The organism is Acidovorax sp. AC410 (assembly GCF_979253235.1).
This window is the reverse complement of sequence record NZ_CEEDCG010000001.1, coordinates 1123409-1148250: the sequence shown is the minus strand read 5'-3', so window position 1 is coordinate 1148250 and position 24842 is coordinate 1123409. Positions and strand designations below refer to the sequence as shown.

22 protein-coding genes and 1 pseudogene are annotated in these 24842 nt (G+C 65.5%); 17 read left to right on the top strand and 6 right to left on the bottom strand.

The window, feature by feature from the left end; genetic code table 11:
* Positions 1-3: 3 nt before the first annotated feature.
* The 3 genes from cheY to motA all read right to left on the bottom strand — a co-directional run bounded on the left by cheY (position 4) and on the right by motA (position 2268).
* Complete coding sequence (gene cheY, locus AC0IZS_RS05265; protein ID WP_007852233.1) at positions 4-390, bottom strand: chemotaxis response regulator CheY; 387 nt, start codon at positions 388-390, stop codon at positions 4-6.
* A gap of 72 nt (positions 391-462) precedes the next feature.
* The gene (motB, locus tag AC0IZS_RS05260) at positions 463-1395 is read right to left on the bottom strand and encodes a flagellar motor protein MotB (RefSeq protein ID WP_471634675.1); all 933 of its coding nucleotides are present in this window, start codon (positions 1393-1395) and stop codon (positions 463-465) included.
* Between the two features lie 12 nt (positions 1396-1407).
* Entirely contained in the window at positions 1408-2268 is an 861-nt protein-coding gene (gene motA / locus AC0IZS_RS05255; RefSeq protein WP_057204096.1) for a flagellar motor stator protein MotA, read from the bottom strand.
* Between the two features lie 332 nt (positions 2269-2600).
* On the opposite strand from motA, the gene rfbF reads away from it, so the two are divergent.
* From rfbF to AC0IZS_RS05220, 7 genes are read left to right on the top strand one after another with little or no spacing between them, the layout of a single operon-like run.
* Complete coding sequence (rfbF, locus tag AC0IZS_RS05250) at positions 2601-3383, top strand: glucose-1-phosphate cytidylyltransferase (RefSeq protein ID WP_471634674.1); 783 nt, start codon at positions 2601-2603, stop codon at positions 3381-3383.
* A 2-nt stretch (positions 3384-3385) separates the two neighbouring features.
* A complete protein-coding gene (rfbG, locus tag AC0IZS_RS05245; protein ID WP_471634673.1) occupies positions 3386-4471 on the top strand; it encodes a CDP-glucose 4,6-dehydratase in 1086 nt (361 codons plus the stop codon).
* On the top strand, positions 4468-5031 hold the full coding sequence (locus AC0IZS_RS05240) for a dTDP-4-dehydrorhamnose 3,5-epimerase family protein (protein WP_471634672.1): 564 nt from the start codon (positions 4468-4470) through the stop codon (positions 5029-5031). Before rfbG ends, AC0IZS_RS05240 begins: the two co-directional genes overlap by 4 nt.
* A 13-nt stretch (positions 5032-5044) precedes the next feature.
* Positions 5045-6271: a methyltransferase domain-containing protein gene (locus AC0IZS_RS05235; protein WP_471634671.1), complete on the top strand. Its 1227-nt coding sequence runs from the start codon at positions 5045-5047 to the stop codon at positions 6269-6271.
* Positions 6268-7386 carry a DegT/DnrJ/EryC1/StrS family aminotransferase gene (locus AC0IZS_RS05230; protein ID WP_471634670.1) on the top strand — a complete coding sequence of 373 codons (1119 nt, stop codon included), beginning with the start codon at positions 6268-6270 and terminating at the stop codon, positions 7384-7386. The genes AC0IZS_RS05235 and AC0IZS_RS05230 overlap by 4 nt, the downstream gene beginning before the upstream one ends.
* Complete coding sequence (locus AC0IZS_RS05225; protein ID WP_471634669.1) at positions 7376-8065, top strand: NeuD/PglB/VioB family sugar acetyltransferase; 690 nt, start codon at positions 7376-7378, stop codon at positions 8063-8065. Before AC0IZS_RS05230 ends, AC0IZS_RS05225 begins: the two co-directional genes overlap by 11 nt.
* Positions 8066-8112: 47 nt before the next feature.
* On the top strand, positions 8113-8916 hold the full coding sequence (locus AC0IZS_RS05220) for a cephalosporin hydroxylase family protein (RefSeq protein WP_471634668.1): 804 nt from the start codon (positions 8113-8115) through the stop codon (positions 8914-8916).
* 47 nt (positions 8917-8963) lie between these two features.
* Here the strand turns inward: AC0IZS_RS05220 and AC0IZS_RS05215 are convergent, their stop codons facing one another.
* Both AC0IZS_RS05215 and AC0IZS_RS05210 read right to left on the bottom strand, forming a co-directional pair.
* Positions 8964-11063: an O-linked N-acetylglucosamine transferase, SPINDLY family protein gene (locus AC0IZS_RS05215; protein WP_471634667.1), complete on the bottom strand. Its 2100-nt coding sequence runs from the start codon at positions 11061-11063 to the stop codon at positions 8964-8966.
* A 199-nt stretch (positions 11064-11262) separates the two neighbouring features.
* Positions 11263-12773: pseudogene (locus AC0IZS_RS05210) on the bottom strand (flagellin N-terminal helical domain-containing protein).
* 325 nt (positions 12774-13098) lie between these two features.
* Here AC0IZS_RS05210 and AC0IZS_RS05205 point away from each other — a divergent pair.
* From AC0IZS_RS05205 to AC0IZS_RS05190, 4 genes are all read left to right on the top strand, one after another.
* A complete protein-coding gene (locus AC0IZS_RS05205; protein WP_471634666.1) occupies positions 13099-14610 on the top strand; it encodes a flagellin N-terminal helical domain-containing protein in 1512 nt (503 codons plus the stop codon).
* Between the two features lie 236 nt (positions 14611-14846).
* The gene (gene fliD, locus AC0IZS_RS05200; RefSeq protein ID WP_471634665.1) at positions 14847-16277 is read left to right on the top strand and encodes a flagellar filament capping protein FliD; all 1431 of its coding nucleotides are present in this window, start codon (positions 14847-14849) and stop codon (positions 16275-16277) included.
* 65 nt (positions 16278-16342) lie between these two features.
* A complete protein-coding gene (gene fliS / locus AC0IZS_RS05195) occupies positions 16343-16801 on the top strand; it encodes a flagellar export chaperone FliS (protein ID WP_471634664.1) in 459 nt (152 codons plus the stop codon).
* A 3-nt stretch (positions 16802-16804) separates the two neighbouring features.
* Positions 16805-17104 carry a flagellar protein FliT gene (locus tag AC0IZS_RS05190; protein ID WP_007860919.1) on the top strand — a complete coding sequence of 100 codons (300 nt, stop codon included), beginning with the start codon at positions 16805-16807 and terminating at the stop codon, positions 17102-17104.
* Between the two features lie 397 nt (positions 17105-17501).
* Here AC0IZS_RS05190 and fliE read toward each other — a convergent pair whose 3' ends face one another.
* Entirely contained in the window at positions 17502-17813 is a 312-nt protein-coding gene (gene fliE / locus AC0IZS_RS05185; protein ID WP_007853768.1) for a flagellar hook-basal body complex protein FliE, read from the bottom strand.
* A 175-nt stretch (positions 17814-17988) separates the two neighbouring features.
* Between fliE and fliF the strand changes: the two genes are divergently transcribed.
* Genes fliF through AC0IZS_RS05155 form a run of 6 tightly spaced genes read left to right on the top strand, consistent with a single transcriptional unit; the run spans position 17989 to position 24683 of the window.
* Entirely contained in the window at positions 17989-19680 is a 1692-nt protein-coding gene (gene fliF / locus AC0IZS_RS05180) for a flagellar basal-body MS-ring/collar protein FliF (RefSeq protein WP_471634663.1), read from the top strand.
* Between the two features lie 32 nt (positions 19681-19712).
* Positions 19713-20708: a flagellar motor switch protein FliG gene (gene fliG, locus AC0IZS_RS05175; protein ID WP_322591435.1), complete on the top strand. Its 996-nt coding sequence runs from the start codon at positions 19713-19715 to the stop codon at positions 20706-20708.
* Positions 20695-21423 (top strand): FliH/SctL family protein, encoded by a 729-nt coding sequence (locus tag AC0IZS_RS05170; protein ID WP_471634662.1) that lies wholly within the window; start codon positions 20695-20697, stop codon positions 21421-21423. Before fliG ends, AC0IZS_RS05170 begins: the two co-directional genes overlap by 14 nt.
* Before the next feature lie 31 nt (positions 21424-21454).
* Positions 21455-22813 (top strand): flagellar protein export ATPase FliI, encoded by a 1359-nt coding sequence (gene fliI / locus AC0IZS_RS05165; protein WP_471639465.1) that lies wholly within the window; start codon positions 21455-21457, stop codon positions 22811-22813.
* An 18-nt stretch (positions 22814-22831) separates the two neighbouring features.
* The gene (gene fliJ / locus AC0IZS_RS05160; RefSeq protein ID WP_471634661.1) at positions 22832-23281 is read left to right on the top strand and encodes a flagellar export protein FliJ; all 450 of its coding nucleotides are present in this window, start codon (positions 22832-22834) and stop codon (positions 23279-23281) included.
* Between the two features lie 16 nt (positions 23282-23297).
* Positions 23298-24683 (top strand): flagellar hook-length control protein FliK, encoded by a 1386-nt coding sequence (locus AC0IZS_RS05155; protein WP_471634660.1) that lies wholly within the window; start codon positions 23298-23300, stop codon positions 24681-24683.
* Positions 24684-24842: the final 159 nt, after the last annotated feature.

The following is a 24842-nucleotide window of genomic DNA, read 5'->3' as shown; positions in this document are numbered from 1 at the left end:
GCGTCACATTCCCATTTTCTTGAGGATCAGCAGGACCTTTTCCTCCAGTGTGGCCTTGGTGAAGGGCTTGACGATGTACCCGGCAGCACCGCCCTGGGCGGCCGCGACGATGTCTTCCTTGCGGGCTTCGGCGGTCACCATCAGCACCGGCAGATGCTTGAGCTTGTCGTCTTTCTTGATTTCCGCCAGAAGCTGGAAACCGTTCATGTTGGGCATGTTGATGTCCGTCACCACGAAGTCAAACTTGCTGTTGCGCAGTTTGTTCAGCGCGGCGACGCCGTCCTCGGCCTCATCTGCGTCGGCAAATCCGCTCTCCTTGAGCAGATTGCGGACGATGCGCCGCATGGTGGAGAAGTCGTCAACGATCAAGAAGCGAAGGGCTGTGGTCACGTGGGACCCTTTCGGTCGAAATAGGCTGGTTGTATTGTCAAGTGTGGCAGGTTTGGTGACAAGTCGTAACGATCACCTGCCAGACGTTGGATTTTCGCGCTTTTCCGTCGGCACTTCTGGAGCGCTTGCCGCGGGAGTCCCCTTGCCCATGAGGCGTTCTTCGGCCTCGCGGGTCAGCACCGTGATGGTAATACGGCGATTGGCGGGTGCGCGTGGATTCGTGGGTTCGAGCAGATCGCTGGCGGCAAGGCCCACCACGCGGCCCAGCTTGGCATCGGGCATGCCGGCTGACACCAGCTCGCGGCGCGAGGCGTTGGCCCGGTCCGCCGACAATTCCCAGTTGCTGTAACCGCGCTCGCTGTTGCCATAGGGAACGGCATCGGTGTGGCCGGCCAGGCTGATGCGGTTTTCCACCCCGCCCAGCGCGGCGCCGATCTCGCGCAGGATGTCGCGCATATAGGGTTTCACCAGCGCGCTGCCGCTGTCGAACATGGGGCGGTTCTGGTCGTCCACGATCTGGATCTGCAGCCCGTCGGGCGTGACATCGATGCGGATCTGTGACTTGTACTCGTTCAGGCGCGGGTTTTCGGTGATCAGGGCGTCGATCTTGGCCTGCAGCGCCTTGATGCGCTCCTGGTCCTGCTTGGCGCGCTCCGCGCGCGCGTTGTCGATGCTGGCCTTGCGGTTGTTGTCAGGGTCCGAGTCGGAGCGGCGCACCTGGCCGTGCACCTTGGAAAGATCGTTGCCGCCGCCCGGAATCACGCTGGAGCTGTTGCCCGCTCCATCCCCGCCGGTCATGGCCACCTTGAGCGGAGAGCTGAAATAGGCCGAGATCCCCTGCAGCTCCCCCTTGGCGGTGGAGCCCAGCAGCCACATCAGCAGGAAGAAGGCCATCATCGCCGTCACGAAGTCGGCATAGGCGATCTTCCAGGCGCCGCCATGGACGGCATGGCCGCCCTTCTTGACGCGCTTGATGATGATGGGCTGGAGCTTCTTTTCTGCCATGGTAGTGCGGGCTTACTTCTTGCCCTTTACATGTCCCTCAAGTTCCGCGAAGGTCGGCCTGTCGGTGGAGAACAACACCTTGCGGCCAAATTCGATGGCCGTGGCGGGGTTGTAGCCCTGCATGCTGGCCAGCAGCGTGGACTTGATGCACAGGAATTCCTTGGCGGCATCTTCGGTCTTCTGTTCCATCAGGCCGCCCAGGGGCTCCACGAAGCCGTAGGCCAACAAGATGCCCAGGAAGGTGCCCACCAGCGCCGAGGCGATCATGCCGCCCAGCACCGACGGGGGTTGCCCCACCGAGCCCATGGTGTTCACCACCCCCAGCACGGCAGCCACGATGCCGAAGGCGGGCAGGGCGCCGGCCAGCCGGGCAATGGCCGCCACCGGGGCATGGGCTTCCTGGTGGTGGGTGTCGATCTCGTTGTCCATCAGGGCCTCGATCTCGTGCGAGTTGAGGTTGCCCGAGACCATCATGCGCAGGTAGTCGGTGGTGAACTCAATCACATGGTGGTCGCTGCCCACCGTGGGGTATTTCTTGAAGATCTCGGACTCATGGGGGGCTTCCACATCCTTCTCGATCGCCATCAGGCCTTCCTTGCGGGCCTTTTGCAGGATGTCGTACAGCATGGCCAGCAGCTCCATGTAGCGCGCCTTGGTGTACTTGGAGCCCTTGAGCGCGGCCGGGACGGCCTTGAGCGTTGCCTTGAGCACCTTGGGCTGGTTGTTCACCACGAAGGCGCCCATGGCGCTGCCGCCAATGGTGATGAGCTCGAACGGCAGGGCCTTCAGGATCACCTGGATGTTCCCGCCATGCACGATGTACACACCGAAGATGCAGACCATGCTGACGACGTAGCCAATGATGACGAACATGCTGATTCAGTTTGTTTTTGGCGGGCGCCAGGCGGGGCTGGGGCGGTTGCGGTGGAAACACGGCACCGGGCCGTATCGCTGGTTTCACTGTATCTGATTGTGCGCGAACCAGTCCCGCGAGCAAGCGGTAAAGCGCCCATCACTTCGCCCGGTTGGGCGGGTTGCGTGGTTTTTCCGTCGGTTTTCCCGATTTCGGAAACTCCGGCAGTGTTTATGCTGCGCAATAGTAGGGCTTTAAAACGGCAGTTTCGGCAAGACCCCATGGACACAGGTGATCTACATATGAAGACAGGCCCGTTTGCGGATATGTACGCAGCATTGGAGCGCCGACCATGAAGGCTGTGTTGCTGGCCGGTGGTCTGGGCACCCGCATCTCCGAAGAGTCGCATCTGCGCCCCAAGCCCATGATCGAGATCGGCGGGCGCCCCATCCTGTGGCACATCATGAAGACCTATGCCGCCCATGGGGTCAATGACTTCATCATCTGCCTGGGCTACAAGGGCTACATCATCAAGGAGTATTTCGCCAACTACTTCCTGCACATGTCGGACGTCACCTTCGACATGGCCGAGAACCGCATGGAGGTGCACCACCGCCATGCCGAGCCCTGGCGCGTGACGCTGGTGGATACCGGCGAGTCCACGCTGACGGGGGGGCGCCTCAAGCGGGTGCGCGAGTACCTGCCGCCCGATGAACCCTTCTGCTTTACCTATGGCGACGGCGTGGCCGATCTCGACATGGCCGCCCAGTTTGCCTTCCACGCCGAGCACGGCAAGCTGGCCACGGTGACGGCAGTGCTGCCCCCCGGCCGCTACGGCGCATTGGTGCGTGACGGCGAGGGCAAGGGCGACGGTGTGCGCGGCTTCGTCGAAAAACCGCGCGGCGACGGTGGCTGGATCAATGGCGGGTTCTTCGTGCTGTCGCCCCAGGTGCTCGATCGCATCGATGGGGATGCCACGCCCTGGGAGGCTGCTCCCATGGAGAGCCTGGCGCGCGATGGCGAGCTGATGGCGTTCGAGCACCATGGCTTCTGGCAGCCCATGGACACCTTGCGCGAGAAGAACCTGCTCGAAGAACTCTGGCAAAGCGGCCGGGCACCCTGGAAGTGCTGGTGAGCATGGCGCTGCCCGACCCCCCTTTCTGGCGCGGCAAGCGCGTGGTGCTCACGGGGCACACGGGCTTCAAGGGCAGTTGGCTGGCCCTGTGGCTGCAGCGGCTGGGGGCGCATGTCACCGGCATCGCCCTGCCTGCGGCCACCGAACCCAGCCTGTTTGCACTGGCCGGCCTGGCCGATGGCATGGAGAGCCACGCGTGCGACGTGCGTGATGCGGCCGCCACGGCGGCCCTCATCCAGGCCGCACGGCCCGACATCGTGCTGCACCTGGCGGCGCAGGCGCTGGTAAGGGCCAGCTATGCCGCGCCTCTCGACACCTATGCCACCAACGTCATGGGCACGGCCCATGTGCTCGATGCACTGCGTGGCCTGGCCGGCGTGCGCGTGGCGCTGGTGGTGACCACCGACAAGGTCTACCGCAACCGCGAATGGGTCTACCCCTACCGCGAAGACGATGCGCTGGGCGGGCACGACCCCTACAGCGCCAGCAAGGCCGCGGCCGAGATCGTGGCCGCCAGCTACCGCGATGCCTTCCTGTCCGCGCAGGGGGTGGCCGTGGCCACCGCCCGGGCCGGCAATGTGATCGGCGGTGGCGATTGGGCGCCGGAGCGCCTGCTGCCCGATGCCGCCGCCGCCTGGTCTGCCGGCCAGACCCTGGTGCTGCGCAACCCCCACGCCACGCGGCCCTGGCAGCATGTGCTGGAGCCGCTGGCCGCCTACTTGCGCCTGGCCCAGGTGCTGTGGGAGCAGCCCGTGAGCGCGGGGGCCTACAACTTCGGCCCGGCCCCGCAGGAGGCGGCCACGGTGGGCCGCGTGATCGAGATGGCGCAGGCCGCCTACCCTGCGGCCCCTGTGCGCTACGAGAACGATGTGAAGAACCCCCATGAGGCGGGGTTGCTGGCTCTGGACACGGCACTGGCGCGCAACCGGCTGGGTATCGCTCCGTGCTGGGCGCTGCCCGAGGCCGTGGGCCGCACCATGGCCTGGTACCGGGACCACCATGCGGGTGCCGATGCGCGTGCCCTGTGCCTGGCCGATCTGGATGCCTACGAGCAGGCGTGCGGCGCCCTGCGGGAGTTCGCTCCGTGAGCCGCTTCACCGTGGAGGCCACGCCGCTGGCAGGCCTGGTGACCGTGCAGCGCCAGCCGCTCGTGGACAGCCGCGGCTTCCTGGCGCGCATGTTCTGTGCAGAGGAGCTGGCGCCTGCGGGCTGGACCTGGCCGATCGCGCAGATCAACCACACCCACACGGCGCGGTGTGGCACCGTGCGGGGCCTGCATTTCCAGCACCCCCCGGCGGCCGAGGCCAAGCTGGTGAGCTGCCTGCGGGGCGCCGTGTGGGACGTGGCGGTGGACCTCAGGGCCGGCTCGCCAAGCTTTCTGCAATGGTTCGGCACCGAGCTGTCGGCGGCCAACCACCGGGCATTGCTCATTCCGCCCGGCTTTGCCCATGGTTTCCAGGCCCTGTCCGACGGTTGCGAGATGCTCTACCTGCACTCCGCCCCCCATGCGCCCGCCTCGGAAGGCGGGCTCGATGCGCTCGACCCCCGCCTGGCCATTGCCTGGCCCTTGCCCGTGGCAGAGCGGTCACCGCGCGATGCCGAACATCCCCTGCTGGCGCCCGGTTTCACCGGGTTGCCGCTGTCCTGACCGAGTTCTGTCCATGCAATGCCGCCACTGCACCGCCCCCGTGACCCTGCCCATGGCAGACCTGGGTACGGCACCGCCTTCCAATGCCTACCTGCGCGAGCCCGCGCTGCATGCCCCTGAACGCTGGTACCCGCTCCGGGTCCTGGTGTGCGAGAACTGCTGGCTGGTGCAGACCGAGGACTTCGCGGCCGCCGACGCGCTGTTCGATGCCGACTACGCGTATTTCAGCTCGTTCTCCAGCAGCTGGCTGGCCCATGCCGAGGCCTATGTGCAGGAGATGGCGGAGCGCCTGTCGCTGGGTACCCACAGCCATGTGGTGGAGGTGGCCGCCAACGACGGCTACCTGCTGCGGTACGTGGCCGGGCGCGGCATCCCCTGCCTGGGCGTGGAGCCCACGGCCAGCACGGCCGCGGCGGCCCGGGCGCGCGGCATCGAGGTCGTGGAGCAATTCTTCGGCGTGCAGCTGGCCCGCACCCTGGTGGCCCAGGGGCGCGCTGCCGATCTCACGGTGGCCAACAATGTGCTGGCCCATGTGCCCGACATCAACGACTTCGTCGCAGGCTTTGCCGTGCTGCTCAAGCCGCAGGGGGTGGCCACCTTCGAGTTTCCGCACCTGCTGCAGCTGGTGCAGCAGTGCCAGTTCGACACCCTGTACCACGAGCACTTCTCGTACCTCTCGCTCACGGCGGTGCAGCGCATCTTTGCCGCCAACGGCCTTGCGGTGACCGACGTGCAGGAGCTGCCCACCCATGGCGGCAGCCTGCGCGTGTTCGCCCAACGCAGCGATGCCACGCCCGTGGTGCATGGCCGGGTGGGCGAGCTGCTGGCCCGGGAAACGGCGGCCGGGGTGTCGTCGGCTGCGTTCTATGGCGGCCTGCAAGGCGAGGCACTGCGCATCAAGCGCGAGCTGCTGGCATTTCTGCTCGACTGCCATGCGCGCGGGCTCCAGGTGGGCGCCTATGGCGCAGCGGCCAAGGGCAATACTCTGCTCAATTTTGCTGGCGTGCGGGCGGACCTGCTGCCTTACGTGGTGGACAGGAACCCTGCCAAGCAGGGCCAGTTCCTGCCCGGCAGCCGCATTCCGGTGGTCGATGAGGCGCACCTGCGCGCGCACCGGCCCGACCGCGTGCTGATACTGCCGTGGAACTTGCGCACGGAGGTGGCAGCGCAGCTGGACTATGTACGTGCCTGGGGCGGGCAGTTGGTGGTGGCCGTTCCCCGAATGGAGACTCTGACATGACCACACCTTCCCGAATACTTCTGTCGCGCCCATCGATCACCGAACTCGAGGTGTCCTATGCCGAAGATGCGGCCCGCAATGGCTGGGGCGAGCATTGCTACGACTACATTCGCCGGTTCGAAGCGGCCTTTGCCGCGCATGTCGGGGTACGGCATGCCATCGCGACCTCGAGCTGCACCGGGGCATTGCACATGGGCCTTGCCGCCCTGGGCATCGGGCCCGGCGACGAGGTGATCCTGGCCGATACCAATTGGGTCGCCACGGTCGCGCCGGTCATGCACCTGGGTGCCCAACCGGTGCTGGTGGACATTCTGGAAGACACCTGGTGCCTCGATCCCGAGGCCGTGCGCGCGGCCATCACGCCCCGCACCCGCGCCATCATCGCCGTGCACCTGTATGGCAACGTCTGCGACATGGACGCATTGCTTGCCATTGCAACGGAGCATGGCATTCCCCTCATCGAGGATGCGGCAGAGGCCATCGGCTCGCGCCACCGGGGCCGCAGGGCCGGGTCCATGGGCCTGTTCGGTGGCTTCTCGTTCCATGGCTCCAAGACCATGACCACCGGCGAGGGCGGCATGTTTGTCACCGATGACCCGGCGTTGTACGAGAAAGTCCTGACCCTGTCCAACCATGGCCGCGCGCGGGGGCAGGCGCGGCAGTTCTGGCCCGAGGAACTCGGGTTCAAGTACAAGATGTCGAACGTCCAGGCGGCGCTCGGGTGTGCGCAGCTGGAGCGTATCGAAGACCTCATCGCACGCAAGCGAGCGATCTTTCATGCCTACCAGCAGGCCCTGGCGGGTGAGCCTGCGCTGCGCATGAATCCGGAATTGCCGGGTACCGTGATCGGCGCGTGGATGCCCACCGTCGTGCTGTCTCCCGAGGCGCCGCTGGCGGCCGATGCCTTGCTGCAGCGTTTTGTGGACAGCAACATCGATGCCCGGCCCTTCTTTGCTCCGCTCTCGACCCTGCCATGGATGCAGGGCGGCAGCAGCGGCCGGCATGCCGTGGGCATTGCCAAGCGCGCCGTGAATCTGCCCAGCTACCACGACATGGGCAGCGCCGATATCGCACGGGTGGCGGGCGTGATCACCGAGGCGCTGCATGCCCGCTGACCATGGCCCTGTGCCCTCTCTGGACGGGCGTTCATTCGTGGTCTGGGGATGCTCGGGCCATGCCCGGGTGTTGCTCGACCTGATCGAGGGGCAGGGGGCCCGTTTGGCCGCTTTTGTGGATGCCCGGCCCGTCCCGTCTCCCGTGGCGGGCGTGCCTGTGCTTCTGGGTGACCCTGGCTTTGCCGACTGGATGCGTGTGATGTCACCGCCTGCGGGTTCCTTGTCCGGTGCGATTGCCATCGGACGGCAGGGGCCGGATCGCCTGCAGGTTCTAGGCCAATTTCTGCACCATGGCATCGCGCTGCCGGTGCTCGTGCATTCCACCGCCAGCGTGAGCCGTTCGGCCACCCTGGGCCAGGGATCCCAGGTGCTGGCGCAGGCCGTGGTTGCCGCTGCGGCGGTGCTGGGCGATGCCTGTATCGTCAACCACCGTGCATCCATCGACCATGAGTGCCAACTGGCCGACAGTGTGACCGTGGCGCCCGGGGCCACCCTGTGCGGTGGCGTCCAGGTCGGTCCGGGGGTCTTCATCGGTGCTGGTGCCACGGTACTGCCGCGTGTCACCATCGGCGCCGGTGCCATGGTGGGGGCGGGTGCCGTCGTTACACGCGATGTGCCCGCAGGCGCCGTGGTGGTCGGCAACCCGGCCCGTTTGATCCAGGCGCCGTCAGCGTTGTGACGCACGCCCTTCCCAGTCATTGTTTCAACAGTCCGCAGGAGCATTTCATGCCGAACAAACAGGTCAAGGGCCCCGTCGAGGTATTCCAGCAGGAGCGTGCGGACCGGCTTTCGCACTACGCCGAGGATGCGCATTTCCAATCCCTGTCTGCCGACTGGCTGCAGGCGTCCATGCAGCGCCAGTACGTGTACAACTTCGAGTGGCTCGGGAGACCCATCATCCAGTACCCGCAGGACATGGTCGCCATGCAGGAACTGGTGTGGCGCGTGCGGCCGGACCTGATCATCGAAACCGGCATTGCCCACGGAGGCTCACTGGTGCTCAGCGCCTCGCTGCTGGCCATGCTGGACATGTGCGATGCCATCCAGGCGGGGGAAATGCTGGACCCCAGGCAGTCCCGGCGCAAGGTACTCGGCGTGGACATCGACATCCGCGCGCACAACCGCGAAGCCATCGAGGCCCATCCCATGGCCAGTCGCATCGCCATGGTCCAGGGGTCATCCATCGCACCGCAGGTCATTGACCAGGTCCGGGAGTTCGCCAAGGGCTACCAGCGCGTCCTGGTCTGCCTGGATTCCATGCACACCCACGAGCACGTGCTGGCAGAACTGCAGGCCTATGCTCCCCTGGTGTCAGAAGGCAGCTACTGTGTGGTGTTCGACACCTTTGTGGAGGACATGCCGCCGAAATTCTTCGCGGACCGCCCCTGGGATGTCGGAAACAACCCCAAGACAGCGGTGCGGGAATGGCTGGGGACCCATCCGGAGTTCGAAGTGGACCCGGAGTGGCCCCACAAGCTGATGGTCACGGTGGCTCCGGAGGGCTTTCTGCGCAGAAGGCCGGCCGCCTGACGGGGCGCCGCCGCTGAGTCGGCGGCGGGTGCCGCCGTCGCCCCGTGCTAGCTGTTGGTGGCCATGGCCTGCGTTGCATAGCGCAGGTAGGTCATCGCGAAATCGGTGTGTCCGTGGGCCAGTTCCACTTCTGCCAGGCAGGTGAGCGCGACCGGGTCGTGTGGAACGGCGCACAGCACGGTTTCTGCCAGCTCGGTCACGTTGTACCAGCGCCTGTTTTCCAACTGGCCGCTTTCCGTCACCGCATCCGTGGGAACCTCCCGGGCCCTGGCCAGGGAGGATTCGAGGCGCTCATGGGCTTCGTGGATGGTCACCCGATGCCCCGGCTCCAGCCCTACCCCCGGCACGGGGGCGGTAGCCCACTCCGACGGCATGGTGGCCAGGTAGCCTTGCATGACCTCTATTTGCGCCGCGTGGTGCGCTTCGGTGTCGCCGGGGATTTCCTGCTGCGCCAGCCACTGCAGCCACATGGTGCGCAAGGCTTCGGCGAACACATTGCAGAACACGTCTTCGCGCATGAGAACGGATTCCTCCAGTTCATTGCGCAGGTTCAATCGCGTTGCATTGAGCGCCGTGATGTCCTGGGCCAGGTGGACGGCAATGTCGACATAGGACGGCGGTGTCTGCGCCAGCCACTCCGGCCTTCCCAGGTGCAGCAAAATTCCCGCCGTGAGCCGGCTCTTGAAGCTGGTTCCCGCCAGGGCCACCAGAGGGACGCCCATCCAGAGCACGTCCATGGACGTGGTGCCCCCGTTCAAGGGGAATGGATCGAGGGCGATGTCGATGCGGTGGTAGGTCAGGTACTGGTTGTTGGGGTTCAGTGCCACCAGCTCCAGCCTGTCCGTTTCCAGGCCCAGCCGGTTGCAGCGCTCCAGGTACTCGCGCGCGAAATCCGGGTTGTCGAAATTCTTGCCTTCGATGAGAAGCCTGGACCCCGGAACCCGGCGCAGGATCTCGGCCCAGGTAGACAGCACGCTGTCGGTGATCTTTCCCAGGTTGTTGCACGATCCGAAGGTGACATAACCGTTGTCCACCGCGGGGCTGGGGCGCACCAGGTAGATCGGCTGGTAACGCCACAGGGGGTTGCGGCTCATCGGCCGGTAGACGCACAGCCGGGTGGGCAGGCGGTACAGGCGTTCGCTGTACTGTCCGTCCACCCCCGGTGGGTCCGTGATGTCGTCCGTGATCAGGTAATCGACCGCGGACAGCCCGGTGGTTCCCGGGAAACCGATCCATGTGGCCTGTATGGGCGCCGGCTTGCGCGCCATGGCCATCAGTCCGTTGTGGCCGGTGTGCCCGGCCAGGTCGATCAGGATGTCGATTTCGTGGCCCTGGATGATTTCGGCCTGCCTTGAGGCATCCATCCCACCCAGTCGGATGAAATGGTCCGCATGCCGTTCCACCCGCGTGGTGACGTAATCGTCCTTGGGAAAGAGGTAGAAGGCGTAGACCTCGCATTGGCGGCGGTCGAGCTGTGCCAGCACGCCCTCCATGAAGTACATCACCGAATGCACGCGGAAATCCGGGGACAGAAAGCCGACACGCAGTTTCCGCCAGGGGTCGCGGTTGCGTTCGGCAAACACAGGCCAGGCGGGTTTCAGGGGGGGCTCGAATACGGCGGCGTATTCTCGGGCGGCAAGGGCCAGACTGGAGGCGTCCGAATCCGGGTCCGCCAGCATGAACAGAAGCCGGTTGGTGTGGTTGGACAACTCGGTAGGTGTCAACGCAATGGCATCGATGGAATCCTGCACGGACTGCTTCACCTGGCCCAGTTCACGCCGATGAATGGCTTTTTGCGTGAGCGCCGACGATTTTTCGTAGATGTCCGTCGCGAGTTCGGCGGCCTTCTCGGCGGCCCGAAAGCCCTTCTCATGCATGGTGATCAGGTAGCAGCACTGCGACAGCTTCAGCCAGCAGACGGCCTTGTCGGGGCGCAGTTCGCAGACCTTCTCCAGAATGGGCAGCGCTTGCGCATTGCGCACCTGGTTGAGCAGTCCATTGCCATAGTTGATCAGCAACTCGGCATCGTCGGGCCACATCTGGGCGCCGCGGCGGTACACCTCGATCGATTCCTCGAGCTTGCCCTGGCATTCGAGCGAGTAGCCCAGCAGGCGGGTGGCTGGAAGATCGCGGGAGTCCTTGCGCAAGCTTTGTTTGCACAGGCGCGTCAACAATGCCCAATCCTGGTTTTCGAGCGCCGTTTTCAAGCGGCCGTCGATAGGGGATTTGTTCCTGCCGTAGTTTCTGCCTTGCACCATGAGTCCTTCTTGACCTTGCGGCTCGCGCAGTCTAACTGCCATTTCTACGGGAGGAGGCGAAGAGCGTCGCCATGGCCTCGCCCGTCGATTACTGCAGCAGCTTGAGCACGCCCTGTGGAATCTGGTTGGCCTGTGCCACCATGGCCGTGCCGGCCTGCTGCAGGATCTGCGAGCGCGACAGGTTGGCGGTTTCCGCCGCGAAATCGGCATCCAGGATGCGGGAGCGCGATGCCGACAGGTTCTCGGACGTGATGTTCAAGGCCGAGATCGCCGTTTCGAAGCGGGCCTGCAGGGCGCCCAGCTTGGCGCGTTCGCCGTTGATGTAGGCCAGCGCGGAGTCCACGGTCTTGAGGGCTTCGGTCGCCTTCTTGAAGGTGGTCACGTCTAGGTTGGCCACTTCCTGCAGATCCGAGGCGCTGTTGGCCGGCGTGGCCGTGTCGAACGCATTGGTGGTGGTGGCATTGGTGGAGAAGGACTTCTCCGAGTCCAGCACCACATACCCACTGACCGTGGAACTGTCTGCACCGGATGCGGCAGCCAGGGTATCCACCGCGCCAGCGGCGGTGCCATTCGACTGGAGCTTCTGGATGTTGACGGCCCCGGCATTGGCGCCGGAGGTGGCACCCTTGTAGATACCGATGTCCTGGCCCGTGGCATTCGTCAGCACAATCCCGGTGCTCGTCGAGTTGAGCGACGCGGTGACCCCTGTCTTGGCGGATTGTTCATTGATCGCGGAAATGGCGTTGGACAGGCCATCCGAGGTGTTGATCGCGGAAATATTGAACGAGACGGACTGTCCGAGCGCCGGGGCGGTGGGCGTGTTTTCCGAGCGCAGCTCGAAGGTGTAAGAGCCCACGGAGGTGAAGGACAGGTCCACCTCGGTGCGTGCCGAGGCGGTGACACCCGTGTTCGCAGTCTGCAGGTTGATGTTGTCGGCCATCGCCTTGGACGTGTCGTTGGCGTTGATGGTGATGTTGCGGGAGCCCAGGGCCCCGTTCACGGCCAGCGTACCGCCGGTCACGCCGTTGGAGCCCCAACTGGTGGCGCTGGCGCCGCTGCCGGCACCGTTGGCCGAGGTGTTCTGGTTGTTGCCGTAAACACTGGTGCGCAGGTTGGCCGTGGCAGCGACAATGGTCTGGTTGGCATTGGCACCGACCTGGAACTGCTGCGTACCAAATGTGCCGTTGAGCAATTTGGCGCCGTTGAACTCGGTCGTCTGGGAAATCCGGTCCAGTTCAGCGACCAGCTGGCCCACTTCCTGGTTCAGGGCCTGGCGGTCACTGGGGCTGTTGGAGGCGTTGGCCGATTGCACGGCCAGTTCACGAACGCGCTGCAGAATGTCCCCGCGGCCTTCATGGCGCCTTCCGTGACCTGTGCCAGGGAGATGCCGTCGTTGGCATTGCGTGCCGCCTGGTTCAGGCCGCGGATCTGGCTGGTGAAGCGTTCGGAAATTGCCAGGCCAGCGGCGTCGTCCTTGGCGCTGTTGATGCGCAGCCCCGACGACAGGCGCTGGATGGAGGTGTTCAGCGAGGTTTGACTCATGCCCAGGTTGCGCTGGGCCGTCAACGAAGCGACGTTGGTGTTGATCGTGGCTGCCATGGAATGCTCCTTGAGGCTTGAGTGGACATTTGTGCCTGAGGGGGACTACCACCGTCCGGCAGGCGATACGGGAACGATGAGGAATTGTGGCCAGGGAGCTCCCCTGGCGTTGGCCCGATAAAGAGCGGAAAAGCCTGCCAACTTGCACTTTTGGGCCTAAAGTTTCCCCAGCCGGCGTCGAAAAGACTCACAACGGAAGGCGAATGCGCTCTCCGCCGTTCACCAGAAGGCCATGTCGGCACTGTGGACCGTATAGCCGGGTGCCTTGCCTGGCACCAGGTTGGCGGCAACGCCATTTCAGTCAGTTCTTTTCAGGAGATTTGCCATGGCATCCACCATCAACACCAACGTCGCCTCCTTGACGGCCCAGCGCAACCTGGGCATGAGCCAGACCTCGCTCAATACCTCCATCCAGCGCCTGTCGTCGGGCCTGCGCATCAACAGCGCGAAGGACGACGCTGCCGGCCTGGCCATTTCCGAACGCTTCACCAGCCAGATCCGCGGCCTGAACCAGGCTGTTCGCAACGCGAACGACGGCATCTCCCTGGCGCAAACGGCTGAAGGCGCCTTGAAGGCTTCCGGCGACATCCTGCAGCGTGTACGTGAACTGGCCGTGCAGTCGGCCAACGCATCCAACAGCGCCGGCGACCGCCAGGCCCTGCAACAGGAAGTGGGTCAACTGGTCAGTGAATTGGACCGTATCTCGCAAACCACCGAGTTCAACGGCGCCAAGCTGCTCAATGGCTCGTTTGGTACGCAGCAGTTCCAGGTCGGTGCCAATGCCAACCAGACCATCGTCGCCGCCACGGCCAACCTGCGCACCAGCGTCTACGGCAACAACCAGAACACCTCGGCCAACGGTGCCGGCAGCGGCGCCAGCGCCACCAGCTGGGGCTCCAACGGCGTGACCGGCGGTACGCTGGCCGTGAACGGTGCCCTGGGCTCCAAGAACATCACCATCGCCGCCAACGACACGGCCAAGGCGATGGCTGACAACATCAACCTGCAGACGGCGAACACCGGTGTCACCGCCTCGGCACGCACCGAAGTGCAACTGTCCTTCACGTCCGTCGGTGCCTACACCTTCGAGCTGCGCGGTGACAATGCACCCACCTCGCCTGCCCTGGGCCAGTCCGTCTCCTTCAACGTGACGGCGCTCAACACGGCCGATGGCCTGTCGAACGCGGTGTCCGCCATCAATGAGCAGGCTTCCAAGACGGGTATCACGGCTTCCCTGAACGCCACGAACGATGGCGTGATCCTGACCAGCGCTACGGGCCAGGACGTCGGCCTTGCCAAGAGTGCCACTTCCGGCGCGAACGCGGGTGCGGTGAATATCCAGAAGCTGCAGGCAGATGGCACGGCCATTGGCGCTGTCGACACCCTGGCGGCAGCCTCCGGTGCGGACGCCTCGACGGTCAGCGGCTATGTCGTGCTGGACTCCGACAAGTCCTTCTCGACGGTGGCTACCACGACCAACGCATTCAGCACGGCGACCCCCGCCAATTCGGCCTCCGATCTGCAGGAAGTCGCCAACCTGGACGTGACCACCTTCAAGAAGGCGACCGAAGCCCTCAAGACCGTGGACTCTGGCCTGGCCTACATCAACGGTGAACGCGCCAAGCTCGGTGCCTTGCAGTCGCGCTTTGAAACCTCGATTGCCAACCTGCAAGTGACGTCGGAGAACCTGTCTTCTTCCCGCTCGCGCATTCTGGACGCCGACTTCGCGGCAGAAACCGCCAACCTGTCGCGCTCGCAGATCCTGCAGCAGGCTGGTACGGCCATGGTGGCCCAGGCCAACCAGTTGCCACAAGGTGTGCTGGCCCTGCTGCGTTAAGCGCACAATGGCTGGCAGGGCCTGAGAAGGCTCTGGTGCATCGGCGGCGACAGTTTCCCTGTCGCCGCCTTTTCACCTTGGGGCCCTCTGTGCCGACCGCAAGCACAGGTTCAGAGGGCTTCTGGAAACAGCGCGTACCAGGAGCGCTGGAATTGGCAGGTTTCCTGGTGTGAATAAGGACGTTACTGGCGCTTGAATGGCTCCATAATTTCCTTTGGCCAGTTCAGGAGGTTTGTATGGCAACCATTTCATCACCAGGGGTCGGTACCAATGGACTTGATGTCAAGAGCATCATTTCCCAGTTGGTCACGCTGGAAAAACGGCCCCTCGATACGCTGAAGTTGCAGGCGGCCACGGTCAATACCAAGATTTCCGCCTACGGCCAGATCAAGTCGCTGGTCTCCACGCTGGCCGATGCGGCCGGCAAGCTCACGAGCGTGACCGGCTGGAACGGGGTCACGACGACCTCCTCGGATTCCAAATTCGTGTCGGCCACCGCGATCGGGGGCACCCTGCCCACCACCTTCAGCGTGGAAGTGCAGGGCCTGGCCAAGGCGCAGGCCACTGCGTCGGCCGCGCTCCTGCCGGTGGGCGGTGCCCTCGGTGCCGGCACCTTGCGCCTGGAGCTCGGCAAGTGGAGCGTGGCGCCCGCCTCCTTCACGCCCGGCAGCGGCCAGCCTGTGGATATCTCCATCAGTGCCAGTGACAAGCTGACGGATGTGGCCAGCAAGATCAATGGAAGCACGGCCGGGGTGACCGCCTCGATTCTGTCCGACGCGTCCGGTGAGCGCTTGCTGCTGCGCAGCAAGAGCACGGGCGAGGAGTTCGGGTTCCGCCTGAGCGTCATGGAAGGGGGCGATACCGATATCGCCAGCGCCGGCAATACCGATGCCTCGGGCCTGTCGCGCCTGGTGGCAGGCAGCACGACGACGCAGGCCGGGCTCAACGCCAAGGCCACGGTCAACGGTATCGCGGTGTCGTCCGCCACGAATACCTTCGCTACCACGATCTCGGGTGTGACCTTCAAGGCCGAGCAGATCACGACCGCACCCATCGACATCACGGTGGGCAAGGACACGGCGGGTGTCAAGGCCAATGTCGACGAATTCGTCAAGGCCTACAACGCCATCAACCAGTTGATGCAGGACGCCACCAAGTACGACGCGAAGACCAATTCGGCCGGGTTGCTGCAAGGGGACTCGACGGCCATCGCCTTGCAAAATACCCTGCGCAATGCCCTGCAGTCGGTCACCACGGGAGGAGGTGTTTTCAAGCGCCTGGCCGACGTCGGCCTGACCCAGCAATTGGGTGGTGACCTTGCGCTGGACTCCACCAAGTTCAACAAGGCCTTGACGGAGAACCCGGACGATCTGAAGAACCTGTTCCGCAACACGGGCGGCGGCTCTGCAGAGGGCATTGCCGTGAAGATCAAGGCGGTCACCACCAACCTGTTGTCCTCCGACGGTTTCTTCAAGTCCAAGGACGATACGCTGCAGCTGTCGCTCAAGCGCAATGCCAAGGACCAGGCCTCGGTGAATGACAAGGTGGACGCGTTCGAGAAGCGCATCACCGCGCGCTACAACGCGCTGGACAAGCAGATGGCTTCGCTCAATGGCTTGAACGCCTACATCGCGCAACAGGTGACTGCCTGGAACAAGTCGACCTGACGGAAGGCCTTTAGTTTTGTGGGCACGAGCCGATAAATAAAGCATCACACCGTAAGGACCACCCCATGTTCAGCGCCCACAATCCCCGTGCAGCCAACGCCTACCAGCGCATCAATGTGGAAACCAGCATGCACACGATCGACCAGCACCAACTGGTCAGTCTGCTGTATGAAGGTGTGCTGGGTGCCATCGCCACCGCACGCGGCGCCATGGCGCGCGGTGACATCGTTGGCAAATGCAATGCCATCTCCAAGGCGGTGCGCATCATCGAAGAGGGGCTGAGCACAGCCCTGGACAAGGTCGATGGGGGTGAATTGGCGGAGAACCTGGGTGCCCTGTACGACTATTGCATCCGCCGCCTGATCCTTGCCAATGCCCGCAATGACGACGCCATGATGCAGGAAGTCATGCGCCTGATCGAGCCGGTCGCGCTCGGCTGGAACGAGATCAAGAAAAACAACAACGGTGCAGCCACTCCCGCTGACGCCACCGCTTCGGGCCAGCCTGTGCTGGTGGAGGCATGAACCATGTCCCACATGCTGATTGATTACTACAAAGCCATTGAAGACAGCAGCGCCAAGATGCTGGAGGCCGCCAAGCTCAAGGATTGGGATGGCGTGGTGCGTTACGAGGGCGCCTGCGCCGTGCTGATCGAGCAACTGCGCTTCAAGTCCCAGGAGCATGAACTCCTGCCCGAGCACCGCCGCGAAAAGACGCGCATCATGCAGCGCATCTTGCGCAACGATGCCCAGATCCGCTGCCTGGCCGAGCCTTGGCTGGCCCAGTTCGAGCACCTGTTCGAAGGCCAGCCGCAGATGATGCACTGAACAGGGCATGAAGAAGGAGGGGGCTGCCGAGCGGCCCCTCCATCCACGGTCCTGCTTCCTGCTGGGAAGGAAAAAAGCCACCGCACGTCGCAAGACGGCCGGTGGCTTTTTGCTGCCCGCAGGGCTCTTCAAAGGCGCTTGACGGAAGATGCCACTGAACGGACCAAATGCCTTTATTGATGCGGCGAATTCTGTTTGGGTCGTGGAATTGAATGCAAATTAGTGGCCAATGGGAGGACGCAGGCGGGCTTTGAGCGGCTCTCTGCGGCGCTGCACGCTACGCTCATGGCGCATGAAACTGGCGCGGCCCAAGCCAGCGCCCCCGTGCAAGGGCCGCCCCGCCGCACTGGGGGTGTCCCCCTTCCAGGGGGAAGGCGCGCAGCGCCTCAGGGGGTCTTCACACCTGCATGTTCATGATGTCGGTATAGGCCTGCACCATGCGGTTGCGCACATGCAGCGTGGCCTGGAAGCCGATCTGGGCCTTCTGGATCGCCACCATGGTCTCTTCCAGGCTGACCGAGGGGTTTTCCAGCTGGACTTCCTTTTGCAGGTCGGACGACTTGTTCTGCGCCGCGCTCACGGACTGCAGGGCTCCCTTGAGTGCGCCCGAGAAGCCCACGTCGTTGCCCTCGGCCTGCGGCATGGCCGCGCGGCGCGCCATGCCGGCACCCGTCATGGGGGTGGTGGAGCTGGGGATGCGGAGGTCCATGGCGGTATCCATTGAGGGAAGGGGGATGCTGTGATAGTAGCCAGGCACCCGAGGAGCATCATGGGGAATAGATGGCCAAAGGCGCGCCTTATCGGCAGAACATGGCAGGTACTTGAGCCAAATAATCGAACCCACGCCAAGGTCCGTTGCCGGGCCCCACCAATTGGAAAGCACGATGTCCGCAGTTGCCGAAGTCCCACTCGCTCCGCTCGCACCTCCCGCTGCCAGCCCCAGTCCCAACTGGCTGCAGCGGTTGACCAGCCTCGACCGGGCCCAGCGCATGCGCCTGGGTGTGGGGTTGGCGCTGCTGGTGGCCATCGCGGTCGCAGCCATCGTGCTGGGCCGCCAGCCCGACTACCGCGTCCTGTTTGCCAACCTGAACGACAAGGACGGCGGAGCCATCGTGGCGCAGTTGACCACGATGAACGTGCCCTACAAGTACGCCGAAGGCGGCGGTGCGATCCTGATTCCCTCCGAAAAGGTGCATGACGTGCGCCTGCGCCTGGCCACCCAGGGCCTGCCCCGCGGCTCCGTGACCGGCTTCGAGTTGATGGAGACCAACCGCTTCGGCATGACCCAGTTCCAGGAGCGGCTGAACTTCCAGCGCGGCCTGGAGGGTGAACTGACCCGTTCCATCCAGGCCCTGTCCTCGGTGCAGAGCGCCCGCGTGCATCTGGCGTTGCCGAACCAGAACGGCTTTTTCCGCGAACAGCAAAAGCCCTCGGCGTCGGTGCTGATCAGCCTGCATCCCGGCCGCATCCTGGACCGTGCCCAGCTCGCCGGCATCGTCCACCTGGTGGCCTCCAGCGTTCCTGAACTGGCCCCCTCGGCCGTCAGCGTGCTCGACGACACGGGCAAGCTGCTCTCGCAGTCGCCCGACGGCAATTCGGCCAATGCGGTCGATGCGCAGCAACTGCTCTATGTGCAGCAGATCGAGCAGCAGCTCACCCGCCGCATCCAGGAGATCCTGGAGCCCGTGGTCGGCCGCAACAACGTCAAGGCCCAGGTCTCCGCCGAGCTGGACTTCAGCCGCACCGAGTCCACGTCCGAGCAGTTCCGTCCCAACCAGACCCCCGACGCCAAGACCGTGCGCAGCCAGCAGATGCTGGAAACCTCCGGCATGGCGCAGAAGACGGCCACCGGTGTGCCGGGTGCCGTTGCCAACCAACCGCCCGCACCTTCGGCTGCCCCTATCAATGGTGCCAATCCTGCACCCCAGGCCGGCACCCAGCAGGGCACGGAGGAGTCTTCGACCAAGCGCGAGTCCACCACCAACTACGAAGTGGACAAGACCGTGCGGGTCACCCGTGGCAACAACTGGGCCATCAAGCGCCTGAATGCCGCCGTGGTGGTCAACTACCAGTCGGCCGAAGAAAAGGGCAAGACCGTCACCAAGGCGCTCACCCCCGAACAACTGGAGCAGATGAAGGCGCTGGTGCGTGAAACCATCGGCTTCAACAGCGAGCGCGGTGATTCGGTGAACCTGATGAACACGCCGTTCCAGGTGGAAGCCGCCACATCCACCGATGTGCCGCTGTGGAAGCAGCCCGAGGTCATCGAGGTGGCCAAGACCTTTGCCTGGCCGGTAGGGGCCCTGCTGTTCGCTGCCATGGTGCTGCTGGGCGTCGTGCGTCCGGCGCTCAAGGGCACTGCACCGCGTGCCATTCCGGTGGCGGGCGGACAGCTCGATGCCCTGGAGGCCGACGAGCCCGACCGTCCGGCGTTGCCTCCCCCTTCCAAGAAGGACGAGAATGTGGTGGCCACGCCAGAGCAGGTGCGTCTGGAAGAGGCCCGCGTCCTCGCCAAGGAAAACCCTGTGGCCGTTGCCAATATTCTCAAATCCTGGGTGAACGGCGAAAATGCCTGACCCCGTCGCCTCTTCACATGCTGGGATAGCCCATGGATGAACAAGGTCTCAACGACGCCGCCATCATGCTGATGTCCCTCGGCGAGGAGGAGGCGGCCGAGGTGTTCAAGCACCTCTCGCCCAAAGAGGTTCAGAAGCTGGGCGAGACCATCGCGCGCATGAAATCGGTGTCGCGCGAGAAGGTGGACAGCGTCATCAACCGCTTTGCCGACGCCGCGGCGGCCCAGAGCCTGCTGGTGTCCGACACCGGCAACTACGTGCGGGCCGTGCTCAAGCGCGCCCTGGGGGACGACAAGGCCTCGCTGCTGATCGACCGCATCCTGCAGGGCGGCGACGTCTCCGGCATCGAGAGCCTCAAGTGGATGGACCCCCTGTCGGTGGCCGAACTGCTGCGCAACGAACATCCCCAGATCGTCGCGGCCATCCTGGTACACCTGGACAGCGAGCAGGCTTCGGGCATCCTGATGCACCTGACCGACCGCCAGCGCAGTGAAATCCTGCTGCGCGTGGCCACGCTCGAAGGCATTCAGCCCACGGCCCTCAAGGACCTCAACGAGGTGCTGTTCAAGGTGCTGGCCGGTGGCGACAAGATCCGCAAGAGCTCGCTGGGTGGCGTCAAGGCGGCGGCTGAGATCATCAACCTGCTGGGCTCCAACATGGACAGCGTGGTGATCGAGTCCATCCGCGGCTACGACCCCGATCTGGCGCAGAAGATCATGGACAAGATGTTCGTCTTCGAAGACGTGCTCAAGCTCGACGACAAGGCCATCCAGACCGTGCTCAAGGAAGTGGCCTCCGAGACGCTCATCGTGGCCCTCAAGGGCGCGGTGCCCGAGCTGCGCGAAAAATTCCTGTCGAACATGTCCACGCGTGCCGCCGAGGCGCTGCGCGACGACCTCGAGTCGCGCGGCCCGATGCGGCTGTCCGAAGTCGAGGCGCAGCAGAAGGAAATCCTCAAGACGGTCCGGCGCCTCTCCGATGAAGGCCAGATCGTGATCTCCGCCGGTGGTGACGATGCCTTCGTCTAGCCAACGCTCCTATTCGCGCTTCATCCCCAGCGAAGAGGTGGGGGTGGTCACGCAATGGAAGTTCGGTGCTGTGGACGGCTCCGAGCCGGTGGAGCCCCCCGAACCCGAGGTATTGCCCGAGCCCGAACCCCTGCCCGATCCGGCCGAGGTGGAAGCCGCGCAACTGGCGCTGGTGCAGCAGGCCTGCGATGCGGCTTTTTCCCAGGGGCTGGCGCAGGGCCAGGCCGACACGGCGCTCGAATGGCAGCAGCGCATGGACGACTATGTGTCCGGCCAGGCGCTGGAAATGTCGCAGAGCATTGCCAACGTGGTGCAGTCGATGCAGGCGTCGCTGGCCGCCATGCAGCAGCGCATGGCCCAGGACGTGCTGGCGCTAGCCTGCGACATTGCCCGTGAAGTCGTGCGCCGGGAGCTGTCGGTCAGCCCCGACGTGCTCGAACCCGTGGTCCGCGAGGCCGTGGGCATGCTCGTTGCAGAAGGGCGTCCCGCCCTGGTGCGTCTGAACCCTGCGGACATGGGAGCCGTGGAGCAGCCGCTGCGCGACGAGATGGGCACTGGCATCCAGTGGGTGGCCGATGCGGCCGTGCCTGCAGGTGGCTGCCTGGTCGAGTCGGGCGGCACCGTGGTCGATGGCAGCGTGGGCAAGCGCTGGGAGCGTGCCATCGCTTCGCTGGGGCTGGAATCGCCCTGGCAGGAGAGCGGCGATGAGCGTTGACGCCCCCGCCGCCACCGCCTGGACGCAGTTCATGGACGATGCGCGCGAGCGCGTGCGCACCCGTGCGCCGCTGGAAACGCGCGGCACCCTCACCCGGCTGACCGGCCTGGTGCTGGAGGCGGCTGGCATCCGCGTGCCCGTGGGCTCGCAGTGCATGGTGCAGATGCCGGGGCATGCGCCGGTGCTGGCCGAGGTGGTGGGCTTTTCGGCGGACCGCGCCTTTTTGATGCCGGCGGGCGACATCCACGGCCTGTCCAGCGGCGCCAGCGTGGTGCCCGCTGCGCCCTACGTGGCCAGTCCGCGCCTGGGCGAAGCCTCCCGGCCGTCCCCGAAAGCGGGCGTGCTGCGCCTGCCCATGGGCGACGGCCTGCTCGGGCGGGTGGTGGATCCGCAGGGCCTGCCCCTGGACCATGGCGGTCCGGTGCAGGACGTGGTCTCTGAGCCCATGGACCGCCGCCAGATCAATGCCATGGACCGTGACCCCGTGCGCCTGCCGCTGGACACCGGTGTGCGCGCCATCAATGCGCTGCTGACCGTGGGGCGCGGCCAGCGCCTGGGCCTGTTCGCCGGCTCGGGCGTGGGGAAAAGCGTGCTGCTGGGCATGATGGCCCGCTACACCCGTGCCGACGTGATCGTGGTGGGGCTCATCGGCGAGCGGGGCCGCGAGGTCAAGGAGTTCGTGGAAGACATCCTGGGGGCGGACGGCCGGGCCCGCTCGGTCGTGGTGGCCGCGCCGGCCGATGCCCCCCCGCTGCTGCGCATGCAGGGTGCGGCCTATGCCACGGCAGTGGCCGAGCATTTCCGTGACAAGGGCAAGCACGTGCTGCTGCTGATGGACTCCCTCACCCGCTACGCCATGGCGCAGCGCGAGATCGCCCTGGCCATCGGCGAGCCGCCGGCCACCAAGGGCTACCCGCCTTCGTGCTTTGCCAAGCTGCCCGCGTTGGTCGAGCGCAGCGGCAACGGCCTGCATGGCGTGGGCTCCATCACCGCTTTCTATACCGTGCTCTCCGAGGGCGACGACCAGCAGGACCCGATTGCCGACGCTGCGCGCGCCATCCTGGACGGGCACATCGTGCTGTCGCGCTCGCTCGCCGAGTCCGGGCACTTCCCGGCCATCGACATCGAGCAGTCGGCCTCGCGCGTGATGCACAACGTGGTCTCGCGCGGCCATTTCGACGTGGCACGGCGTTTTCGCGCCGTGTACTCGCGCTACCAGAAGAGCCGCGACCTGGTGCAGGTGGGCGCCTACATGAGCGGCTCCGACCCCGCGCTGGACGAAGCCATCCACCTGCAGCCGCAGATGGCGGCCTTCCTGCAGCAGGACATGTTCGAGGCGTCCACCATGGACCAGAGCGTGAACGCCATGGCGTCCGTGCTCGACCAGTAAGCACCCGAAGGCTGCGCCATGTCCGTCCTCAGTGCCCTCATCGTCGCCGTGGAGATCGCCTCGCGCAAGCGGGACGAGGCACGCCACGTGCTGCAGGAAGCCCTGGCCGTGCAGCAGGCCGCCCAGGCGCAGTTGACCCAGTTGCAGGACTATGCGCGCGAGACGGAGCAGCGCTGGGGCATGCAGGCCGATACGCAGGTGCAGCCCGAGGTGATGTACCACCACTACCAGTTCATGGACCGGCTGGGGCATGCGGCGGGCCTGCAGACCAGCGTGGTGGGCGACCAGGCCGCACGGGTCGAGAACGCGCGGCGCAGCCTGATGGAGGCCGAGCGGCGCCTGGCCAGCCTGCGCAAGGTGGTCGAACAGCGGCGGCGCGAACTGGAACAGGCCCAGGCCCGCATGGAACAGAAACAAACCGATGAACGCGCTGCGATGCAATACAGCCGCAGGGTTCAGGACCGATAGGGCAGGAGAATTGACCATGGAACAGGCACGCATATCCACCCCGCAGGGGACTTCCTCTGCCCAGGCTGCGCGCACACGCGCCCCCGCCCAGCAAAAAGGCGTGACGGACGAAGGTGCGGCTGCGCAGCCAGGCAGCTTTTTGTCGCTGCTGGCCGCGCAGGACCCGGAACTGGCCGAGGGCGGTGATCCGCTGGCCGCCATGCCGGAGGCCACCGATGCGGCCAGCGTGCTGGCGCAGACCGTCGATCCCTCCACCCTGGTGGGCTGGCAGGCGCTGGTCGCGGGAGACAGCGCAGCCCAGCAGCTCAAAGGGCTACCGGGCGCTGTGGCGGGCGCGGACGGCCTGACCACCGTAGGCCTGGGGCAGCGCGGCGCCCCGGGCACCCTGCCGGCGGATACGCTCGAACTGGCAGACAGTGCGGCAGCCCTCAGCGGGCGCCTTCTGGCCACCCAGGGCCTGGCAACGACCGATGGCCTGGTCTCGCAAACGGCGGCGCTCGATGGTGGCGCACAGGGCGGTGTGCCCCAGGCCACGGCCACCTTGGGGTTTGGCCGCCAGTTCTCGCGCATGCACAGCGCCGCCCTGCAGCGTGGCGCCAGCGATGCGGCGTTGGGCGGGGCCGGCGGCGCTGCCGAGGCCTGGTCTGCGCGCTCCGCCATGGGCGGCGATGCGAAGCAGGCAGGGGCCGCCTCCTCGGCGGACCTGTCGGCGCTGTCCACCACGGTCGCCGCCTCGGTGCGCGAGCAGCTTGGCGGCACGGGCCTGCACCGTTCTGCCGGCGAAGGTTCAGGAGCCGGGATCGATGCCCCGCTGCTGGCCGGCCAGGATCCGCTGGCCGCCGTGGGCGCAAGCGGTGCGCGCAGCGCGGATGCCGGCGGCGGCGAGTCGTCCCGGCACGGTGGCTCGGGAGGCTTGGGCGAAGGCGCGACCGAGCCCTCCTTCGCGGTTGACGGTGCCCCGGGCACTGCGGGCTTCGATGAACTGGCGCAGACCGGCGCCGAAGAGCTGCTGGCCGAGCAGGTCACCTACTGGGCCAACCAGAAGACCCAGAATGCCGAGCTCACCCTGAACCGCGACGGCCAACCCCTGGCCGTGACGGTGGCCCTGTCCGGCAACGAGGCCCACGTCACCTTCCGCAGCGACCAGGAGCACACCCGCGAGATGCTGGACCAGAGCATGGCGCAACTCAGTGAGCTGCTGCGCGGCGAGGGCCTGGTCCTGTCCGGCATGACCGTGGGCACCTCGGCGGGCCAGGGCGCCATGGCCGGCGATGCCGAGCAGCAGCGCAATCGTCCGGGCGATGGGCAGCAGGCCCAGGTGCTGGTATCGGGCCCCACGGATGTCAGCCAGCGGCTGGCAGGCAGCGGTACGCGCAACAGCGCCGTGGACGTCTTCGTGTAAGGCGGTGGCGGAACGGCGGGGCGATTGCCGGAGTCAACACCCTGTTAGGGGGTGTATTCTGGCTATTATTGGGAGGGCAGCTGCGCCACAATGTGAAGCGTCTGCGGGCGCGATGCCGTTTCCGACGAGATGCCACCACCGAATCCCACCTAAGGAACC

What these genes read in the sequence shown, in the direction of transcription:
- motB (WP_471634675.1), bottom strand. Translation starts at nt 1,395, where the DNA reads ATGGCAGAAAAGAAGCTCCAGCCCATCATCATCAAGCGCGTCAAGAAG.
- motA (WP_057204096.1), bottom strand. Translation starts at nt 2,268, where the DNA reads ATGTTCGTCATCATTGGCTACGTCGTCAGCATGGTCTGCATCTTCGGT.
- rfbF (WP_471634674.1), top strand. Translation starts at nt 2,601, where the DNA reads ATGAAGGCTGTGTTGCTGGCCGGTGGTCTGGGCACCCGCATCTCCGAA.
- rfbG (WP_471634673.1), top strand. Translation starts at nt 3,386, where the DNA reads ATGGCGCTGCCCGACCCCCCTTTCTGGCGCGGCAAGCGCGTGGTGCTC.
- AC0IZS_RS05235 (WP_471634671.1), top strand. Translation starts at nt 5,045, where the DNA reads ATGCAATGCCGCCACTGCACCGCCCCCGTGACCCTGCCCATGGCAGAC.
- AC0IZS_RS05230 (WP_471634670.1), top strand. Translation starts at nt 6,268, where the DNA reads ATGACCACACCTTCCCGAATACTTCTGTCGCGCCCATCGATCACCGAA.
- AC0IZS_RS05225 (WP_471634669.1), top strand. Translation starts at nt 7,376, where the DNA reads ATGCCCGCTGACCATGGCCCTGTGCCCTCTCTGGACGGGCGTTCATTC.
- AC0IZS_RS05220 (WP_471634668.1), top strand. Translation starts at nt 8,113, where the DNA reads ATGCCGAACAAACAGGTCAAGGGCCCCGTCGAGGTATTCCAGCAGGAG.
- AC0IZS_RS05205 (WP_471634666.1), top strand. Translation starts at nt 13,099, where the DNA reads ATGGCATCCACCATCAACACCAACGTCGCCTCCTTGACGGCCCAGCGC.
- fliD (WP_471634665.1), top strand. Translation starts at nt 14,847, where the DNA reads ATGGCAACCATTTCATCACCAGGGGTCGGTACCAATGGACTTGATGTC.
- fliS (WP_471634664.1), top strand. Translation starts at nt 16,343, where the DNA reads ATGTTCAGCGCCCACAATCCCCGTGCAGCCAACGCCTACCAGCGCATC.
- AC0IZS_RS05190 (WP_007860919.1), top strand. Translation starts at nt 16,805, where the DNA reads ATGTCCCACATGCTGATTGATTACTACAAAGCCATTGAAGACAGCAGC.
- fliE (WP_007853768.1), bottom strand. Translation starts at nt 17,813, where the DNA reads ATGGACCTCCGCATCCCCAGCTCCACCACCCCCATGACGGGTGCCGGC.
- fliF (WP_471634663.1), top strand. Translation starts at nt 17,989, where the DNA reads ATGTCCGCAGTTGCCGAAGTCCCACTCGCTCCGCTCGCACCTCCCGCT.
- fliG (WP_322591435.1), top strand. Translation starts at nt 19,713, where the DNA reads ATGGATGAACAAGGTCTCAACGACGCCGCCATCATGCTGATGTCCCTC.
- AC0IZS_RS05170 (WP_471634662.1), top strand. Translation starts at nt 20,695, where the DNA reads ATGCCTTCGTCTAGCCAACGCTCCTATTCGCGCTTCATCCCCAGCGAA.
- fliI (WP_471639465.1), top strand. Translation starts at nt 21,455, where the DNA reads ATGGACGATGCGCGCGAGCGCGTGCGCACCCGTGCGCCGCTGGAAACG.
- fliJ (WP_471634661.1), top strand. Translation starts at nt 22,832, where the DNA reads ATGTCCGTCCTCAGTGCCCTCATCGTCGCCGTGGAGATCGCCTCGCGC.
- AC0IZS_RS05155 (WP_471634660.1), top strand. Translation starts at nt 23,298, where the DNA reads ATGGAACAGGCACGCATATCCACCCCGCAGGGGACTTCCTCTGCCCAG.